Annotated in this window: 16 protein-coding genes; all 16 read left to right on the forward strand. The window is 61.3% G+C overall.

All coding sequences use genetic code 11. The features are described from left to right. The first annotated feature begins 122 nt into the window (after positions 1-122). The 16 genes from BBG20_RS23025 (at position 123) to nuoH (ending at position 19516) form a co-directional block, all read left to right on the forward strand. Positions 123-1340, forward strand: coding sequence for a serine hydrolase domain-containing protein (locus BBG20_RS23025; RefSeq protein WP_065907510.1), 1218 nt, complete (start codon positions 123-125; stop codon positions 1338-1340). 70 nt (positions 1341-1410) lie between these two features. Continuing rightward, positions 1411-1857 carry an NUDIX hydrolase gene (locus BBG20_RS23030; RefSeq protein ID WP_065907512.1) on the forward strand — a complete coding sequence of 149 codons (447 nt, stop codon included), beginning with the start codon at positions 1411-1413 and terminating at the stop codon, positions 1855-1857. 59 nt (positions 1858-1916) lie between these two features. Continuing rightward, positions 1917-3041, forward strand: a complete 1125-nt coding sequence (mnmA, locus tag BBG20_RS23035) for a tRNA 2-thiouridine(34) synthase MnmA (RefSeq protein WP_065907513.1) — start codon at positions 1917-1919, stop codon at positions 3039-3041. Further along, complete coding sequence (hflD, locus tag BBG20_RS23040; RefSeq protein ID WP_058425015.1) at positions 3038-3661, forward strand: high frequency lysogenization protein HflD; 624 nt, start codon at positions 3038-3040, stop codon at positions 3659-3661. The genes mnmA and hflD overlap by 4 nt, the downstream gene beginning before the upstream one ends. Before the next feature lie 125 nt (positions 3662-3786). After that, on the forward strand, positions 3787-5157 hold the full coding sequence (gene purB / locus BBG20_RS23045) for an adenylosuccinate lyase (RefSeq protein ID WP_065907515.1): 1371 nt from the start codon (positions 3787-3789) through the stop codon (positions 5155-5157). Between the two features lie 84 nt (positions 5158-5241). Next, a complete protein-coding gene (locus BBG20_RS23050; protein ID WP_065907517.1) occupies positions 5242-6408 on the forward strand; it encodes a ribosomal protein uL16 3-hydroxylase in 1167 nt (388 codons plus the stop codon). Next, positions 6401-6823, forward strand: coding sequence for a GNAT family N-acetyltransferase (locus BBG20_RS23055; RefSeq protein ID WP_065907519.1), 423 nt, complete (start codon positions 6401-6403; stop codon positions 6821-6823). Before BBG20_RS23050 ends, BBG20_RS23055 begins: the two co-directional genes overlap by 8 nt. 229 nt (positions 6824-7052) lie before the next feature. After that, complete coding sequence (locus BBG20_RS23060; protein WP_065907521.1) at positions 7053-7790, forward strand: secretin N-terminal domain-containing protein; 738 nt, start codon at positions 7053-7055, stop codon at positions 7788-7790. A gap of 491 nt (positions 7791-8281) precedes the next feature. Beyond that, on the forward strand, positions 8282-9607 hold the full coding sequence (gene aceA, locus BBG20_RS23065) for an isocitrate lyase (protein WP_025858968.1): 1326 nt from the start codon (positions 8282-8284) through the stop codon (positions 9605-9607). Positions 9608-10855: 1248 nt separating this feature from the next. Further along, positions 10856-11269 carry an NADH-quinone oxidoreductase subunit A gene (locus tag BBG20_RS23070; RefSeq protein WP_003219575.1) on the forward strand — a complete coding sequence of 138 codons (414 nt, stop codon included), beginning with the start codon at positions 10856-10858 and terminating at the stop codon, positions 11267-11269. Between the two features lie 10 nt (positions 11270-11279). Then, a complete protein-coding gene (locus BBG20_RS23075) occupies positions 11280-11954 on the forward strand; it encodes a NuoB/complex I 20 kDa subunit family protein (RefSeq protein ID WP_003174719.1) in 675 nt (224 codons plus the stop codon). Between the two features lie 72 nt (positions 11955-12026). Beyond that, complete coding sequence (gene nuoC / locus BBG20_RS23080; RefSeq protein ID WP_025858969.1) at positions 12027-13811, forward strand: NADH-quinone oxidoreductase subunit C/D; 1785 nt, start codon at positions 12027-12029, stop codon at positions 13809-13811. A gap of 2 nt (positions 13812-13813) precedes the next feature. Next, positions 13814-14311 carry an NADH-quinone oxidoreductase subunit NuoE gene (gene nuoE, locus BBG20_RS23085; RefSeq protein WP_003174721.1) on the forward strand — a complete coding sequence of 166 codons (498 nt, stop codon included), beginning with the start codon at positions 13814-13816 and terminating at the stop codon, positions 14309-14311. Continuing rightward, positions 14308-15663, forward strand: coding sequence for an NADH-quinone oxidoreductase subunit NuoF (gene nuoF, locus BBG20_RS23090; RefSeq protein ID WP_065907523.1), 1356 nt, complete (start codon positions 14308-14310; stop codon positions 15661-15663). The genes nuoE and nuoF overlap by 4 nt, the downstream gene beginning before the upstream one ends. A 134-nt stretch (positions 15664-15797) precedes the next feature. After that, positions 15798-18512 (forward strand): NADH-quinone oxidoreductase subunit NuoG, encoded by a 2715-nt coding sequence (gene nuoG, locus BBG20_RS23095; RefSeq protein ID WP_065907525.1) that lies wholly within the window; start codon positions 15798-15800, stop codon positions 18510-18512. After that, entirely contained in the window at positions 18509-19516 is a 1008-nt protein-coding gene (gene nuoH / locus BBG20_RS23100) for an NADH-quinone oxidoreductase subunit NuoH (protein WP_003219563.1), read from the forward strand. The genes nuoG and nuoH overlap by 4 nt, the downstream gene beginning before the upstream one ends. Positions 19517-19521: the final 5 nt, after the last annotated feature.

The following is a 19521-nucleotide window of genomic DNA, read 5'->3' on the forward strand; positions in this document are numbered from 1 at the left end:
GCAAAATCCGGAACCCGAAAGGGTTCCGGATTTTTTTTGCGCTTTTTTCCGTAAGTGGGCGCAGGACTTGCTTTGTGTTTTTGCTCAAGCCATTCCAGAAAACAACAAATAAGGAAGTTTTTATGCAAAGAGCTCACTTCCAGGCGCTGGCCTGGGCCTCGGCAATCGCCCTGCTGACCGCCTGCGCGAGCCACTCGCCACCCTACCCGCATGCACAGGAACCGATTGGCGACGTGCAGACCATGTACGACGGCAAACTCAGCCCCGACGCCGCGGTCAGCACCTTTCGCAATATCGACCGCTTGTTTCCGGTGCGCACCATCAAGGCCGGCGGCCACCCTTTCCCACTGCCGCACAGCAGCCGGGCGTTGGGACCGGTTGCATTCGATTACGAAGGCAAACGCTATAGCCTCGATGACTACGTCACCCTCAACCGGGTAACAGGCCTGCTGGTGATCAAGGACGGCCAAGTCGTTACTGAACGCTACGAAAAAGGCAACACCGCCGAAACCCGCTGGATGTCGATGTCGGTGGCCAAGTCGATTACATCGACCCTCGTCGGCGCGGCCTTGCAGGACGGCTCGATCAAGAGCCTGGATGACAAAGTGACCGAGTATTTGCCTGCACTCGCCGGCAGCGGCTACGACCAGGCCACCGTGCGCCAGGTGCTGGCGATGCGTTCGGGAGTCAAATGGAGTGAGAAATACGCCGACCCGACGTCGGATCGACGCATGATGCTCAAGCTGCAGACCGAACAAGTGCCCGGCTCCGCCCTCAAGTTCATGGCGAGCCTGCCCAGCGCCGCGCCGCCTGGCACCCGCACCAACTACAGCACCGGCGAGACACAAGTGCTGGGCCAACTGGTCAGCGCCGCCGTGGGCAAGCCCCTGGCGAACTACCTCAGCGAGAAAATCTGGGCGCCGTATGGCATGCAGACCGATGCGAACTGGTGGCTCGACGGCCCGAACGGCAACGAAGTGGGCGGCAGCGGCATCAGCGCAACATTGGAAGATTACGGGCGCTTCGGACAGTTCGTACTCAGTGGCGGTAAAGCCGGCGACAAGCAAGTGCTACCCAAAGGCTGGATGAGCTTTGCCAGCGCCACCACCGGCACCGATGCCGCCTACGGCGACTTTGCCTCCATGTGGTGGCCGGCCTGGACTGCCGCGTCCAAAGCCGACAAAGCCTTCACGGCTGCCGGCATTTTCGGCCAGTTCATCTACATAAACCCTACGCAAAACGTGGTGATCGTCGTGTGGCAAGCGCAGACCAAAGCCACCGGCGGTGAAGTCATTGACGACATGGTCGCCTTCGACGCCATCACCAAGGCCGCCCGGTAACCGAGCGCAACACCCGGCAGGCGCCCCTGTATGATGGGCGCCTGCCCCACTGATCGCTTGAGAGCCCTCCATGACCTGGCAACCCCACATCACCGTCGCCACCCTCGTAGAAGACAACGGCCGCTTCCTGATGGTCGAGGAACTCAAGGGCGGGCGCGCCGTGCTCAACCAGCCTGCCGGCCACCTCGACCCACACGAAACCCTGACCGAAGCCGCCGTGCGCGAAACCCTCGAGGAAACCGGCTGGGACGTGGAAGCCACCGGCATCGTCGGCATCTACCTGTACACCGCCCCCAGCAACGGCGTGACCTATCAGCGGGTATGTTTTATCGCCAAGGCGCTGAAACACCATCCCGACTATCAACTCGACGAAGGCATCCTGCGCGCCCGCTGGATGACCCGCGATGAACTGATGGCCGTGCGCAATGACTGGCGCAGCGAGCTGATCATCCGCTGTATCGATGATTATTTGGCCGGCCAGTGCCACAGCCTCGAACTGATCCGCCCTTCTCTTTAGCCTTGCGGGCCCAGGCCTGCTAGAATCGCGTCCTTTTTCAAGACACCCGTTGAAATCCTATGCGTGATCCAGCCCCTTCTGACACACAAAAGAAGCGCGTCATCGTCGGTATGTCCGGCGGCGTGGATTCTTCCGTTTCCGCCGTTCTGCTCATGGAGCAGGGTTATGAGGTGGAAGGCCTGTTCATGAAGAACTGGGAAGAAGACGATGGAACGGAATATTGCACCGCCATGGACGACCTGGCGGATGCCCAGGCCGTCTGCGACAAGATTGGCATCAAGCTGCACACCGCCAACTTCGCCGCCGAGTACTGGGACAATGTGTTCGAGCACTTCCTGGCCGAATACAAGGCCGGCCGCACGCCGAACCCGGACATCCTGTGCAACCGCGAGATCAAGTTCAAGGCGTTCCTCGACTACGCCATGATGCTCGGCGCCGACCTGATCGCCACCGGCCACTATGTGCGCCGCCGCGACGTTGATGACCGCACCGAACTGCTCAAGGGCCTGGACCCGAACAAGGACCAGAGCTATTTCCTGCACGCCGTCGGCGGCGAACAGATCGCCAAGACCCTGTTCCCGGTGGGCGAGCTGGAAAAACCCGAAGTCCGCAAGATTGCCGAGAAACACGGCCTGGCCACTGCCAAGAAGAAGGACTCCACTGGTATCTGCTTTATCGGCGAGCGCCGCTTCAGCGACTTCCTCAAGCAGTACCTGCCCGCGCAACCCGGCGAGATCAAGACCACCGAAGGCGAAGTGATCGGCCGCCACCATGGCCTGATGTACCACACCATCGGCCAGCGCCAGGGCCTGGGCATCGGCGGTTTGAAAGACGCCGGCGAAGAGCCGTGGTACGTGCTGGTCAAGGACCTCGAGCACAACGTGCTGATCGTCGGCCAGGGCAATGAGCACCCGTTGCTGTTCTCCGGCGCGCTGCTGGCGTCGGAGATCTACTGGGTCAACCCGATCGACCTGAGCACCCCGCGCCGCCTGACCGCCAAAGTGCGCTATCGCCAGAGTGACCAGCCCTGCACCCTGGAAAAAACCGCCAGCGGCTACCGTGCCACCTTCGATGACCCGCAACGCGCGGTCACGCCAGGCCAGTCCGTGGTGTTCTATGACGGCGAGATTTGCCTCGGCGGCGGCGTGATTGAAGTCGCCGAGCCCTGGAGCAACCCGGCATGAGCCCGACCCAGGAGCAATTGACCGCCCTCGGCGGGGTATTCCTTGCCGCGGTGCTGGTCGACAAGATCGCCAAGACTGGCCAGGTCACCGAGGCAGGCCTGACCTGCATGCTCGGCAGCCTGCTGATCCGTGATCCCAAGGACACGCTGGAAGTGTATGGCGGCGACGACCTGGCGCTGCGCGAAGGTTACCGCGCGCTGATCGGCGCCCTGGAACGCGACCCGAGCACCTTGCAGCGCGAGCCGCTGCGCTACGCCCTGTCGATGCTCGGCCTGGAGCGCCAACTGGCCAAGCGTGAAGACATGCTGGAAGTCATCGGCAAACGCCTGCCGCAGATCCAGTCCCAGGTAGAGCACTTCGGCCCGGCCCACGAGAACGTGATTGCCGCCTGCGGTGCGCTGTACCAGGACACCTTGAGCACCTTGCGCCAACGGATTCAGGTGCACGGCGACATGCGCAACCTGCAGCAACCGAACAACGCCTCGAAAATCCGCGCCCTGCTCCTGGCCGGTATTCGTTCGGCACGGTTGTGGCGCCAGTTGGGCGGTCATCGTTGGCAGCTGGTGATCAGCCGACGCAAATTGCTCAAAGAGCTTTACCCGTTGATGCGCAACGAATAAGTCGCAACAGCCACGTTTTTTTATAGCCTCACGCGTAATACGCCGGTCAGTTGGCAACGGACCGGCGGATTTTTTCATGTATGATACGCGCCCCATTTCGTTGCCCGACTGTCCGAGAACACCCCATGCAGCTTTCTTCGCTCACTGCGGTTTCCCCTGTTGACGGCCGCTACGCCGGCAAAACCCAGGCCCTGCGCCCTATTTTCAGCGAATACGGCCTGATCCGTGCTCGTGTATTGGTTGAAGTGCGCTGGCTCCAGCGCCTGGCCGCTCACCCCGCCATCAGCGAAGTGCCGGCGTTCTCCGCCGAAGCCAACGCTGTGCTCGACACCCTGGCGGAAAACTTCTCCCTGGAGCACGCCGAGCGTGTGAAAGAGATCGAGCGCACCACCAACCACGACGTCAAGGCCATCGAATACTTGCTCAAGGAGCAAGCGGCCAAGCTGCCGGAATTGGCCCAGATCAGCGAGTTCATCCACTTTGCCTGCACCAGCGAGGACATCAACAACCTGTCCCACGCCCTGATGCTGCGCGAAGGCCGTGATGACGTGATGCTGCCGCTGATGCGCCAGACCGCCAACGCCATCCGCGAACTGGCCATCCGTTTCGCCGACGTGCCAATGCTGTCGCGCACCCACGGCCAGCCGGCGTCGCCAACCACCCTGGGTAAAGAACTGGCCAACGTGGTGTACCGCCTGGAGCGCCAGATCGCTCAAGTGGCTGCCGTCCCGCTGCTGGGCAAGATCAACGGCGCTGTCGGCAACTACAACGCCCACCTGTCGGCCTACCCCGAGATCGACTGGGAAGCCAACGCCCGCGCCTTCATCGAAGACGAACTGGGCCTGGGCTTCAACCCGTACACCACGCAGATCGAACCGCACGACTACATCGCCGAGCTGTTCGACGCCATTGCGCGCTTCAACACCATCCTGATCGACTTCGATCGCGATATCTGGGGCTACATCTCCCTGGGCTACTTCAAGCAACGCACCATTGCCGGTGAAATCGGTTCGTCGACCATGCCGCACAAGGTCAACCCGATCGACTTCGAAAACTCCGAAGGCAACCTCGGCATCGCCAACGCGCTGTTCCAGCACCTGGCCAGCAAGTTGCCGATCTCCCGCTGGCAGCGCGACCTGACCGACTCCACCGTACTGCGTAACCTCGGCGTGGGCTTTGCCCACAGCGTGATCGCGTACGAAGCCAGCCTCAAGGGCATCAGCAAGCTTGAGCTCAACGAGCAGAAGATCGCCGCCGACCTGGACGCGTGCTGGGAAGTATTGGCCGAGCCGATCCAGACCGTGATGCGTCGCTATAACATCGAAAACCCCTACGAGAAGCTGAAAGAATTGACGCGCGGCAAGGGCATCAGCCCCGAGGCGTTGCAGACTTTCATCGATGGCCTGGACATGCCAGCCGCGGCCAAGGCCGAGCTGAAACTGCTGACCCCGGCCAACTACATCGGTAACGCTGTAGAGCAAGCCAAGCGCATCTGATCCACGCACGACCCTTTGAGACGCCCGGCCGCGCCGGGCGTTTTTATTCCAGTCTGAAAAGTGCTTTTTTTCAATAGGTTACACATGAATCCTGATATCCCTCTTCAACTTCTGGGCGGCATCACGGCACGGGAATTCCTGCGCGACTACTGGCAGAAAAAACCACTGCTGATCCGCCAGGCCATCCCTGACTTCGAAAGCCCGATCGACGCCGACGAACTCGCAGGCCTCGCGCTGGAAGAAGAAGTCGAATCGCGCCTGGTGATCGAGCACGGCGAGCGCCCGTGGGAACTGCGTCGCGGCCCGTTCGCCGAAGACGCTTTCAGCACCCTGCCCGAGCGCGAGTGGACCCTGCTGGTACAGGCCGTCGACCAGTTCGTGCCGGAAGTCGCCGAATTGCTCGAACACTTCCGCTTCCTGCCCAGCTGGCGCATCGACGACGTGATGATCAGCTTCGCCGCACCGGGCGGCAGTGTCGGTCCGCACTTCGACAATTACGATGTGTTCCTGCTGCAGGCCCAGGGCAAGCGCAACTGGAAGATCGGCCAGATGTGCAACGCCGAAAGCCCGCTGCTGCAACACGCCGACCTGCGCATCCTCGCCGAATTCGAAGAGAGCGCCGAATGGGTCCTGGAACCGGGCGACATGCTCTACCTGCCGCCGCGCCTGGCGCATTTCGGCATTGCCGAAGATGACTGCATGACCTACTCGGTCGGCTTCCGCGCGCCGAGCGCAGCTGAAGTGCTGACCCACTTCACCGACTTCCTCAGCCAGTACCTGACCGACGAAGAGCGCTACACCGACGCCGATGCCCAGCCCGTCAGCGACCCGCATCAGATCCAGAGCGATGCACTCGACCGCCTCAAGAGCCTGCTGGCCGAGCACATGAGCGACGAGCGCATGCTGCTGACCTGGTTCGGCCAGTTCATGACCGAACCGCGCTACCCGGAACTGGTAGCCGGCGAAGAGCTGGGCGAAGACGACTTCGTCACCAGCCTGCAAGACGGCGCGATCCTGGTGCGCAACCCGAGCGCGCGCCTGGCCTGGTCCGAAGTCGACGACGACGTGCTGCTGTTCGCCAGCGGCCAGAGCCGTTACCTGCCGGGCAAATTGCGTGAGCTGCTGAAGCTGGTGTGCTCTGCCGATGCGCTGCACAGCGAGAACCTTGGCGAATGGCTGGCCGACGAAGATGGCCGCGACCTGCTGTGCGAGCTGGTCAAGCAAGGAAGCCTGGGGTTTGCCGATGAATAAGATTCACGTAAGTGTCGCGGACTGGCAAAAGGATATCGCCGAGATTCGGCGCATTCGTGAAGCGGTCTTTGTCGCTGAACAATCGGTCCCACCTGAGCTGGAGTGGGATGCGGACGACGCAGACGCAGTGCATTTCCTAGCCTTCGAAGGCGACTTTCCGATCGGTACTGCGCGCCTGCTGCCCAGTGGCGAGATCGGCCGCGTGTCGGTACTCAAGGACTGGCGCGGCCTGAAGGTCGGCGACAAGCTGATGGAAGCGGTGATTGGCGCGGCCGAGCAACGCGGCCAGACCCGGCAATTTCTCAGCGCACAGGTATATGCGGCGCCATTCTACGAGCGCCTGGGTTTCAAGATCGTCAGTGACGAGTTCCTTGAAGTCGGGATTCCGCATGTGGATATGGTGCGCGGGGACTGATCCAATACCGCGCCGCTGCTATCGCCGGCAAGCCAGCTCCCACATTTGACCGAGTACATACTTTGAAATGCGGTCAAGTATGGGAGGGGCTTGCCCCCGAAAGCTAATTCAGCAACACCAACAATGCCCTGGCTTGCCAGGGCATTTTGCCGTCTACGATTCAACTTGCGCCCTGCCAGGCCGACAAACTGGCACTATCACGCCTAAATGACTCGCAGAGATAACGGACATGTCCCTACGCACCCTGCTCACCGCCCTCCTCCTGGCTGCCAGCTGTTCGGCCATGGCCGACACCGAAGTCGTCAACCTCAGCAACCGTACCAGCGCCGACCTGCTGCCGGTGGCACAGAATTTCATCGGCAAGGACGGCACCGTCAGCGCCTACGGCAACCAGCTTATCGTTAACGCCGACCCCGGCAAGATCCAGGACCTGCGCGCTCTGCTCGCGCAGCTGGACACGCCGGCCAAGCGCCTGCTGATCACGGTCGACAGCAATGAAAACAACCAGCAGAACAGCGGTGACAGCCAGACCCGCATCATCAGCTACGGCACTGCCAGCCGCGACGGTGGCATCCAGCAGATCCAGGCGAGCGAGGGTGTGCCCGCGCTGATCCAGGTCGGCCAGAGCGTCCCCCTGACCACCACCCAGCCGGATGCCTACGGCCGCCCGCAAAACCAGACCCAGTACCGCAATGTCACCCAGGGTTTCTATGTCACCGCCAGCGTTACCGGCGAGACCGTGCACCTGGCGATCAGTACCAACCGTGACCGCATGAGCCAGGAACGTCCCGATGTAGTGAACGTGCAAAGCACCGACACAACCATCAGCGGTCGCCTTGGCGAATGGATTCCACTGGCCGGCATCAATCGCGAGACCCAGGCCGACAAATCCTCTACAACCCGCAGCTACTCTACTCAAGGCCGCGATGACCTGACTCTGCGGGTCAAGGTCGATACCCTGAACTGAAGCACCAAAAACTGACTGATGAGTCGCATTAGACTAAAGATGTAGTGCTTGAAAAAAAGCACTACAAAACATTTGACGATCCAAAAAAGCATGGGCATGATGGCCTCGCTCCCGCTAATCAGGGGCCCTGGCAAGGGCCTTCGGATCGCCGCTCTAAGCTACCCACCTGAGCCGATTCGTGTCTGTACCGCCCACAAGGTGTGTTTGACGAGGTTGCGACTGGAACGAAGTTGTCCCGAGGGACGGAAGCTAACCAGGTAACCCGGCAACACGCTGTTGGATCGTACAAAGGCCCACGACGCCCGAAGACCGTTCGCAGTTCGCCCTTACCTGCTCAACTCTCCCTTGAGCCCCATCGTTCATCCCGTCGCCTTCTCCGTCGAACCTGTCTTGAGCGCCTACGCTCCTGATCAGCGAGCAGCCCTGCCCACGCAATGAATGCATGGCTGGCAAACGGATACTTCAAACAAGACGCGACGAGGTTTTTCCCCATGGCACTGACACGCGAACAGCAAATTGCAGCCCTTGAAAAAGATTGGGCTGAAAACCCACGCTGGAAAGGCGTGACCCGCGCTTATTCCGCTGCTGACGTCGTCCGCCTGCGTGGCTCGGTTCAACCTGAGCACACCTTTGCAAAACTCGGCGCCGAGAAGCTGTGGAACCTGGTCACCCAGGGCGCCAAGCCGTCCTTCCGTCCCGACAAAGATTTCGTCAACTGCATGGGCGCCCTCACTGGCGGCCAGGCAGTCCAGCAGGTAAAAGCCGGTATCCAGGCGATCTACCTGTCCGGCTGGCAAGTGGCAGCGGACAACAACTCCGCTGAATCCATGTACCCCGACCAATCGCTGTACCCGGTGGACTCCGTGCCAACCGTGGTCAAGCGCATCAACAACTCGTTCCGCCGCGCCGACCAGATCCAGTGGAAAGCCGGTAAAGGCCCGGGCGACGAAGGCTACATCGACTACTTCGCACCGATCGTGGCTGACGCCGAAGCCGGTTTCGGTGGTGTGCTGAACGCCTACGAACTGATGAAGAGCATGATCGAGGCAGGCGCTGCCGGCGTGCACTTCGAAGACCAACTGGCCTCGGTGAAGAAATGCGGCCACATGGGCGGCAAGGTACTGGTTCCTACCCAGGAAGCTGTACAGAAGCTGACTGCTGCGCGCCTGGCTGCTGACGTTGCAGGTACCCCGACCATCATCCTGGCCCGTACCGACGCCAACGCCGCTGACCTGCTGACCTCGGACTGCGACCCGTACGACCAGCCGTTCGTGACAGGCGAACGCACCCAGGAAGGCTTCTACAAGGTGCGCGCCGGTCTCGACCAGGCCATCGCCCGCGGCCTGGCCTACGCGCCGTACGCCGACCTGATCTGGTGCGAAACCGCCAAGCCGGACCTGGACGAAGCGCGCCGCTTTGCCGAAGCGATCAAGAAGGAATACCCGGACCAACTGCTGTCCTACAACTGCTCGCCTTCCTTCAACTGGAAGAAGAACCTGGACGACGCGACCATCGCCAAGTTCCAGCGCGAACTGTCCGCCATGGGCTACAAGCACCAGTTCATTACCCTGGCCGGCATTCACAACATGTGGCACAGCATGTTCAACCTGGCGCACGACTACGCCCGCAACGACATGACTGCCTACGTGAAGCTGCAGGAGCAGGAATTCGCTGACGCCGCCAAGGGCTACACCTTCGTGGCGCACCAGCAGGAAGTGGGCACTGGCTACTTCGACGACATGACCACCGTGATCCAGGGCGGCACCTCGTCCGTGACCGCGCTGACCGGTTCGACCGAAGAAGAGCAGTTCCACTAAGCACCGCGTACACGGCCACTGCGGCCCCAAGGAAGACCTAACCGCAGTGCCGCACAACAATCACGCCCCGACTGGTTCGGGGCGTTTTTTTTATTTAAAGAACACCAAAATCCAAGGTGGAACTGGCTACAGGGAGTTGGGGATGAGGCCTAGGTCCCGGGGCGTATGGCGATCGAATGTGGGAGCTGGCTTGCCTGCGAAAGCGGTGGATCAGTCGCCGAATGCATTAACTGACACACCGCATTCGCGAGCAAGCCCGCTCCCACAAGGGATTGGGGGTGAGGCCTAGGTCCCCGGGCGCATGGAGATCCAATGTGGGAGCTGGCTTGCCTGCGAAAGCAGTGGGTCAGTCGCCGAATGCATCAACTGACGGATCACCTTCGCGGGCAAGCCCGCTCCCACAGGGGATTGGGGGTGAGGCCTAGACCCCCAGGTGTATGGAAATCCAATGTGGGAGCTGGCTTGCCTGCGAAAGCGCTGGGTCAGTCACCGAATGCACCAACTGACGGATCGCCTTCGCGGGCAAGCCCGCTCCCACAAGGGATTGGGGGTGAGGCCTAGGTCCCCGGGTGCATGGAGATCAAATGTGGGAGCTGGCTTGCCTGCGAAAGCGCTGGGTCAGTCGCCGAATGCACCAACTGACGGATCGCCATCGCGGGCAAGCCCGCTCCCACAGGGGATTGGGGATAAGGCCTAGGTCCCCGGGTGTATGGAGATCGAGTGTGGGAGCTGGCTTGCCTGCGAAAGCGCTGGGTCAGTCGCCGAATGCATCAACTGACGGATCGCCTTCGCGGGCAAGCCCGGCTCCCACAGGGAATGCTGGCTACCTGGGGATTTTGCGCAAAACATTGATCCAGAGCGGTATTTACTCGACTCAAATCAGTTAAAAGATCCCCTCCACCAACTAGCACCACTCCAGCAAGTAACGGCAACTTCCCCCGCCACATGAGAAACAATCGCTTAAACCCCACGCAAACAATATTCATTATCATTTAGCGCATGAAAACTTCGTTACAGGTTAAACAAAACATAATTGGTGAAAAGCCCGCTAATGCCCACACCGCAAGGGCTGCAGCCCCACAAAGGTGCACTATGTCCTTATTCCATCGAATAATTTCGCTATAGGAATTTTACTTGCCCGGTGTTTAGCCATAAAATCACCGCGATTGATTGCAGTGCGACATATCGTCACTGCATCGTTACTTTTTCGAGCTCAGAGACCTTTGCTCTCTGTTAAGGATTTCCAGCATGACCGAAGCGACAGGACTCATGGCCCACAACTGGGGCTTTGCCATTTTCCTCCTCGGTGTTGTCGGCCTCTGCGCCTTCATGCTCGGCGTCTCCAGCCTCCTCGGGTCAAAAGCCTGGGGCCGCAGCAAAAACGAACCGTTCGAGTCCGGCATGCTCCCTACAGGTGGCGCCCGCTTGCGGCTCTCAGCCAAATTCTATCTGGTCGCGATGCTCTTCGTGATCTTCGACATCGAAGCCCTCTTTCTCTTTGCCTGGTCTGTGTCCGTCCGCGAAAGCGGCTGGACCGGATTCGTCGAAGCCCTCGTTTTCATAGCAATTCTGTTGGCAGGCCTTGTCTACCTATTCCGAGTGGGCGCCCTTGACTGGGCTCCGGAAGCTCGTCGTAAGCGGCAAGCGAAGCTGAAACAATGAGGCTTTGGCGATGCAATACAATCTCACCAGGATCGACCCGGATGCTCCTAACGAGCAGTACCCCATCGGCGAACGGGAAACCGTTTCCGACCCGTTAGAAGACCAAGTCCACAAAAACATCTACATGGGCAAGCTGGAAGACGTGCTGAGTGGCGCGGTCAACTGGGGGCGTAAAAACTCCCTGTGGCCGTACAACTTCGGCCTTTCGTGCTGCTACGTGGAAATGACCACCGCCTTCACGGCGCCCCACGACATCGCGCGCTTTGGCGCCGAAGTTATCCGGGCATCGCCGCGCCAGGCGGATTTCATGGTTATCGCCGGAACCTGCTTCATCAAGATGGCGCCGATCATTCAGCGTCTCTACGAGCAAATGCTCGAGCCGAAGTGGGTTATCTCCATGGGTTCGTGCGCCAACTCCGGTGGCATGTACGACATCTACTCCGTGGTTCAGGGGGTGGACAAGTTCCTGCCCGTGGACGTCTACGTGCCTGGCTGCCCGCCTCGCCCTGAAGCTTTCCTGCAAGGCTTGATGCTGTTGCAGGAGTCGATTGGCAAGGAGCGTCGCCCGCTTTCCTGGGTCGTCGGCGATCAAGGCGTGTACCGCGCCGAGATGCCTTCGCAAAAGGAACAGCGCCGCGAACAGCGAATCGCAGTCACCAACCTGCGCAGCCCCGACGAAGTCTGATCCAGCCCCGCTTCTTTTATAGAACGAAAACCTGGCTTCATTCTTTACGTTGACCGAAAGCGATAAAAAACCATGACTACAGGCAGTGCTCTGTACATCCCGCCTTATAAGGCAGACGACCAGGATGTGGTCGTCGAACTCAATAACCGTTTTGGCCCTGACGCCTTCACCGCCCAGGCCACACGCACCGGTATGCCGGTGCTGTGGGTGGCGCGTGCCAAGCTTGTCGAAGTCCTGACCTTCCTGCGCAACCTGCCCAAGCCGTACGTCATGCTCTATGACCTGCATGGCGTGGACGAGCGTCTGCGCACCAAGCGCCAGGGGCTGCCGAGCGGCGCCGACTTCACCGTGTTCTATCACCTGCTGTCGATCGAACGTAACAGCGACGTGATGATCAAGGTCGCCCTTTCCGAAAGCGACCTGAGCGTGCCGACCGTGACCGGTATCTGGCCGAACGCCAGCTGGTACGAGCGTGAAGTCTGGGACATGTTCGGGATCGACTTCCCGGGCCACCCGCACCTGACGCGCATCATGATGCCGCCGACCTGGGAAGGTCACCCGCTGCGCAAGGACTTCCCTGCGCGCGCCACCGAATTCGACCCGTTCAGCCTCAACCTCGCCAAGCAACAGCTTGAAGAAGAGGCTGCGCGCTTCCGTCCGGAAGACTGGGGCATGAAGCGCTCCGGCACCAACGAGGACTACATGTTCCTCAACCTGGGCCCGAACCACCCTTCGGCTCACGGTGCGTTCCGCATCATCCTGCAACTGGACGGCGAAGAAATCGTCGACTGCGTGCCGGACATCGGCTACCACCACCGTGGTGCCGAGAAGATGGCCGAGCGTCAGTCCTGGCACAGCTTCATCCCGTACACCGACCGTATCGACTACCTCGGCGGCGTGATGAACAACCTGCCGTACGTGCTCTCGGTCGAGAAGCTGGCCGGCATCAAGGTCCCGGACCGCGTCGACACCATCCGCATCATGATGGCCGAGTTCTTCCGGATCACCAGCCACCTGCTGTTCCTGGGTACCTATATCCAGGACGTCGGCGCCATGACCCCGGTGTTCTTCACCTTCACCGACCGGCAGCGCGCCTACAAGGTCATCGAAGCCATCACCGGCTTCCGCCTGCACCCGGCCTGGTACCGCATCGGCGGTGTCGCCCATGACCTGCCTAACGGCTGGGAACGCCTGGTCAAGGAATTCATCGACTGGATGCCCAAGCGTCTGGACGAGTACCAGAAAGCCGCGCTGGACAACAGCATCCTCAAGGGCCGCACCATCGGCGTCGCCCAGTACAACACCAAGGAAGCCCTGGAATGGGGCGTCACCGGTGCTGGCCTGCGTTCCACCGGTTGCGATTTCGACCTGCGTAAAGCGCGCCCGTACTCCGGCTACGAGAACTTCGAATTCGAAGTCCCGCTGGCGGCCAATGGCGATGCCTACGACCGTTGCATCGTGCGCGTCGAAGAAATGCGCCAGAGCCTGAAGATCATCGAGCAGTGCATGCGCAACATGCCGGCCGGCCCGTATAAGGCGGATCACCCGCTGACCACGCCGCCGCCGAAAGAGCGCACGCTGCAGCACATCGAAACCCTGATCACGCACTTCCTGCAAGTTTCGTGGGGCCCGGTGATGCCGGCCAACGAATCCTTCCAGATGATCGAAGCGACCAAGGGTATCAACAGTTATTACCTGACGAGCGATGGCGGCACCATGAGCTACCGCACCCGGATTCGTACCCCAAGCTTCGCGCACTTGCAGCAGATCCCTTCGGTGATCAAAGGCGAGATGGTCGCGGACTTGATTGCGTACCTGGGTAGTATCGATTTCGTTATGGCCGACGTGGACCGCTAAGCATGAACAGCACGCTTATCCAGACAGACCGTTTCACCCTCAGTGAAACCGAGCGCTCGGCCATCGAGCACGAGCTGCATCACTACGAAGACCCGCGCGCGGCGTCGATCGAAGCCCTGAAGATCGTCCAGAAGGAACGTGGCTGGGTGCCGGACGGCGCCCTCTACGCCATCGGCGAGATCCTCGGCATCCCGGCCAGTGATGTTGAAGGTGTGGCAACGTTCTACAGCCAGATCTTCCGCCAGCCCGTGGGCCGCCACATCATTCGCGTGTGCGACAGCATGGTCTGCTACATCGGTGGCCACGAGTCGGTGGTCAGCGAAATCCAGAACAAGCTGGGCATCGGCCTTGGCCAAACCACCCCGGACGGCCGCTTCACGCTGCTGCCGGTGTGCTGCCTGGGCAACTGCGACAAGGCGCCGGCGTTGATGATCGACGACGACACATTCGGTGACGTGCAGCCTGCTGGCGTGACCCAATTGCTCGAGGGCTACCCATGACCCTTACATCTTTCGGCCCGGCCAACCTGATCAAGCGTTCGCCTGAGACCCACCCACTGACCTGGCGCCTGCGTGACGATGCCGAGCCGGTATGGCTCGACGAGTACCAGGCCAAGAACGGCTACGCCGCTGCGCGCAAAGCCTTCGCCGACATGGCCCAGGACGATATCGTCCAGACCGTGAAAGACGCCGGCCTCAAAGGTCGGGGCGGTGCAGGCTTCCCCACGGGCGTGAAGTGGGGCCTGATGCCCAAGGACGAATCCATCAACATCCGCTACCTGCTGTGCAACGCGGATGAAATGGAGCCGAACACCTGGAAAGACCGCATGCTGATGGAGCAACTGCCCCATCTACTGATCGAAGGCATGCTGATCAGCGCCCGCGCGCTGAAAACCTACCGCGGCTACATCTTCCTGCGTGGCGAATACACCACCGCCGCCAAGCACCTCAACCGTGCCGTGGCAGAAGCCAAGGCCGCAGGCCTCTTGGGCAAGAACATCCTCGGTTCGGGTTTTGACTTCGAACTGTTCGTGCACACCGGCGCCGGGCGTTACATCTGCGGTGAAGAAACCGCACTGATCAACTCCCTCGAAGGCCGCCGCGCCAACCCGCGCTCCAAGCCGCCCTTCCCTGCCGCCGTGGGCGTGTGGGGCAAGCCGACCTGCGTGAACAACGTCGAGACCCTGTGCAACGTACCGGCGATCATCGCCGACGGCGTCGACTGGTACAAATCGTTGGCCCGCGAAGGCAGCGAAGATATGGGCACCAAGCTCATGGGCTTCTCCGGCAAGGTCAAGAACCCGGGCCTGTGGGAGCTGCCTTTCGGCGTGACCGCCCGCGAGCTGTTCGAGGACTACGCCGGCGGCATGCGCGACGGCTACACCTTGAAAGCCTGGCAGCCAGGCGGTGCCGGTACCGGCTTCCTGTTGCCCGAGCACCTCGACGCACAGATGTATGCCGGCGGCATCGGCAAGGTCGGCACCCGGATGGGTACCGGCCTGGCGATGGCGGTGGACAACACCGTGAACATGGTTTCGCTGCTGCGCAATATGGAGCAGTTCTTTGCCCGTGAATCGTGCGGTTTCTGCACCCCATGCCGCGACGGTCTGCCGTGGAGCGTCAAGCTGTTGATGGCCCTGGAAAACGGCGAAGGCCGCCAGGGTGACATCGAGACCCTGCTGGGTCTGGTCGGTTTCCTCGGCCCAGGCAAGACCTTCTGTGCTCACGCACCGGGCGCCGTGGAGCCATTGGGCAGCGCAATCAAATACTTCCGCTCGGAGTTCGAAGCCGGCATCGCGCCTACCAGCGCCGCCGTCCCGCCTCTGGCGAGGCCGATCGTAGTCGGCGCGTAACGCTTAAAGAGCGAAGGGTCCGTGCCCTTCGCTTTCTCATGTGCTGACGCCGTCAAGGCTGTGTAGATGCACATGAATAACAAGATTCCATTAGCCACGCCCGCTGACAACGGGCCAACGAAGAACTTTGAACCATGGCCACTATCCACGTAGACGGCAAAGCGCTCGAAGTCGATGGGGCGGACAACCTGTTACAGGCGTGTCTGTCACTAGGCCTCGACATCCCTTATTTCTGCTGGCACCCCGCGCTTGGTAGCGTCGGTGCCTGTCGCCAGTGTGCGGTCAAGCAATACACCGACGAGAACGACACCCGTGGTCGTATCGTCATGTCCTGCATGACCCCAGCCACCGACAACACCTGGATTTCCATCGACGATGATGAATCCAAGGCGTTCCGCGCCAGCGTTGTCGAATGGCTGATGACCAACCACCCCCACGACTGCCCGGTCTGTGAGGAAGGCGGTCACTGCCACCTGCAAGACATGACGGTGATGACTGGCCACAACGAGCGTCGTTATCGCTTCACCAAGCGTACCCACCAGAACCAGGACCTCGGCCCGTTCATTTCCCACGAGATGAACCGCTGCATCGCCTGCTATCGCTGCGTGCGCTTCTATAAAGACTACGCCGGCGGCACCGACCTGGGCGTCTTCGGCGCCCACGACAACGTGTACTTCGGTCGCGTTGAAGACGGCGTGCTCGAAAGCGAGTTCTCCGGCAACCTCACCGAGGTCTGCCCGACCGGTGTGTTCACCGACAAGACTCACTCCGAGCGCTACAACCGTAAATGGGACATGCAGTTCTCGCCGAGCATCTGCCATGGCTGCTCCAGCGGTTGCAACATCTCCCCGGGCGAGCGCTACGGCGAACTGCGTCGGATCGAAAACCGCTTCAACGGTTCGGTCAACCAGTACTTCCTGTGTGACCGTGGCCGCTTCGGCTATGGCTACGTCAACCGCGAAGACCGCCCACGCCAGCCGCTGCTGGCCGGTGGCGCCAAGCTGAGCCTGGACGCGGCGCTGGATAAAGCCGCCGACCTGCTGCGCGGGCGCAACATCGTCGGTATCGGTTCGCCACGCGCCAGTCTCGAAAGCAACTACGCGTTGCGCGAGCTGGTCGGTGCCGAGCACTTCTACTCCGGCATCGAAGCCGGTGAACTGGAGCGCATCCGCCTGGTGCTGCAAGTGCTGAACGACAGCCCGCTGCCCGTGCCGAACATGCGCGACATCGAAGACCACGACGCCATCTTCGTGCTCGGTGAAGACCTGACCCAGACCGCTGCCCGCATCGCCCTGTCGCTGCGCCAGTCGGTCAAGGGCAAGGCTGAAGACATGGCCGAGGCCATGCGCGTACAGCCGTGGCTCGACGCGGCCGTGAAAAACATCGGCCAGCACGCGCTGAACCCGCTGTTTATCGCCAGCCTGGCCGAAACCAAGCTCGACGACATCGCCGAAGAATGCGTACACGCAGCCCCCGACGACCTGGCCCGCATCGGTTTCGCCGTGGCCCACGCCCTTGACGCCAGCGCGCCTGCCGTCGACGGCCTGGACACTGAAGCCGTCGAACTGGCCCAGCGCATCGCCGACGCCCTGCTCGCGGCCAAGCGTCCATTGATCATTGCCGGGACCTCGCTGGGTTCCAAGGCGCTGATCGAGGCGGCTGCCAACATCGCCAAGGCCCTGAAGCTGCGCGACAAGAACGGTTCCATCAGCCTCGTCGTGCCGGAAGCCAACAGCCTTGGCCTGGCCATGCTCGGTGGCGAATCGCTGGACGCGGCGCTGCAAACCGTGATCGACGGCAACGCCGACGCCATCGTGGTGCTGGAAAACGACCTGTACACCCGCACCGATGCCGCCAAGGTTGATGCTGCGCTCGACGCCACCAAGGTGCTGATCGTTGCCGACCACCAGAAGACCGCCACCAGCGAACGTGCCGACCTGATCCTGCCAGCCGCCACCTTCGCCGAAGGCGACGGTACCCTGGTCAGCCAGGAAGGCCGCGCCCAGCGCTTCTTCCAGGTGTTCGATCCGAAGTACATGGACGCCAGCATCCTGGTTCACGAAGGCTGGCGCTGGCTGCATGCCCTGCGCGCGACCCTGCTGAACCAGCCGATCGACTGGACCCAGCTCGACCACGTCACCGCTGCCGCCGCCGCAAGCGCACCGCAGCTGGCACGTATCGTCGATGCTGCACCGTCCGCCTCGTTCCGCATCAAGGGCTTGAAACTGGCCCGCGAACCGCTGCGTTACTCCGGTCGTACCGCCATGCGTGCTGACATCAGCGTGCACGAGCCGCGTACCCCGCAAGACCCGGACACCGCGTTTGCCTTCTCCATGGAAGGTTACTCGGGTTCGGTCGAGCCGCGTCAGCAAGTGCCATTTGCCTGGTCGCCGGGCTGGAACTCGCCGCAGGCCTGGAACAAGTTCCAGGACGAAGTCGGTGGCCACATCCGTGCTGGCGACCCGGGCACCCGCCTGATCGAAAGCACAGGTGATTCGCTGAACTGGTTCGCCGCGGTACCGCGTCCGTTCAACCCGGCCCAGGGCACCTGGCAGGTTGTGCCGTTCTTCCACCTGTTCGGCAGTGAAGAAACCTCTTCCAAAGCCGCGCCGGTACAAGAACGCATCCCAGCCGCGTATGTGTCCGTGGCCAAGTCCGAAGCCGACCGCCTGGGCGTCAACGACGGCGCCCTGCTCAGCCTCAACGTGGCTGGCCAGACCCTGCGCCTGCCGCTGCGCATCAACGAAGAGTTGGGTGCCGGCCTGGTTGCACTGCCCAAGGGCTTCGCCGGTATTCCAGCGGCGATCTTTGGCAAAACCGTTGACGGTCTGCAGGAGGCAGCGCAATGACCTGGTTCACCCCTGAAGTGATCGACGTGATCATCGCGGTCGTCAAGGCCATCGTGATCCTGTTGGCCGTGGTCGTCGCGGGCGCCCTGCTCAGCTTCGTCGAACGTCGCCTGTTGGGCTGGTGGCAGGACCGTTATGGTCCGAACCGCGTTGGCCCGTTCGGTATGTTCCAGATCGCCGCCGACATGCTGAAAATGTTCTTCAAGGAAGACTGGACCCCGCCGTTTGCCGACAAGGTGATCTTCACCCTGGCACCCGTCGTGGCCATGAGCGCCTTGCTGATCGCCTTCGCGATCATCCCGATCACCCCGACCTGGGGCGTCGCGGACCTGAACATCGGCTTGCTGTTCTTCTTCGCCATGGCCGGCCTGTCGGTCTACGCGGTGCTGTTCGCCGGTTGGTCGAGCAACAACAAGTTCGCCCTGCTGGGCAGCTTGCGGGCCTCGGCCCAGACCGTCTCCTACGAAGTGTTCATGGGCCTCGCGCTGATGGGCATCGTGGTGCAGGTCGGCTCGTTCAACATGCGCGACATCGTCGAGTACCAGGCGCAGAACCTGTGGTTCATCATTCCGCAGTTCTTCGGCTTCTGTACCTTCTTCATCGCTGGCGTGGCCGTGACTCACCGTCACCCGTTCGACCAGCCGGAAGCGGAACAGGAACTGGCCGACGGTTACCACATTGAATACGCCGGCATGAAATGGGGCATGTTCTTCGTCGGTGAGTACATCGGCATCATCTTGATCTCGGCCCTGTTGGTCACGCTGTTCTTCGGCGGCTGGCACGGTCCGTTCGGCATCCTGCCGCAGTTGGCGTTCTTCTGGTTCTTCCTGAAGACCGCGTTCTTCATCATGTTGTTTATCCTGCTGCGCGCTTCCATCCCGCGTCCACGGTATGACCAGGTGATGGATTTCAGCTGGCGTTTCTGCCTGCCGCTGACCCTGATCAATTTGCTGGTGACGGCTGCCGTTGTGTTGTTGAACACGCCAGCCGGCGCGGTTCAGTGAGGATT

The organism is Pseudomonas aylmerensis (assembly GCF_001702265.1).
Lineage (GTDB): Bacteria > Pseudomonadota > Gammaproteobacteria > Pseudomonadales > Pseudomonadaceae > Aquipseudomonas > Aquipseudomonas aylmerensis.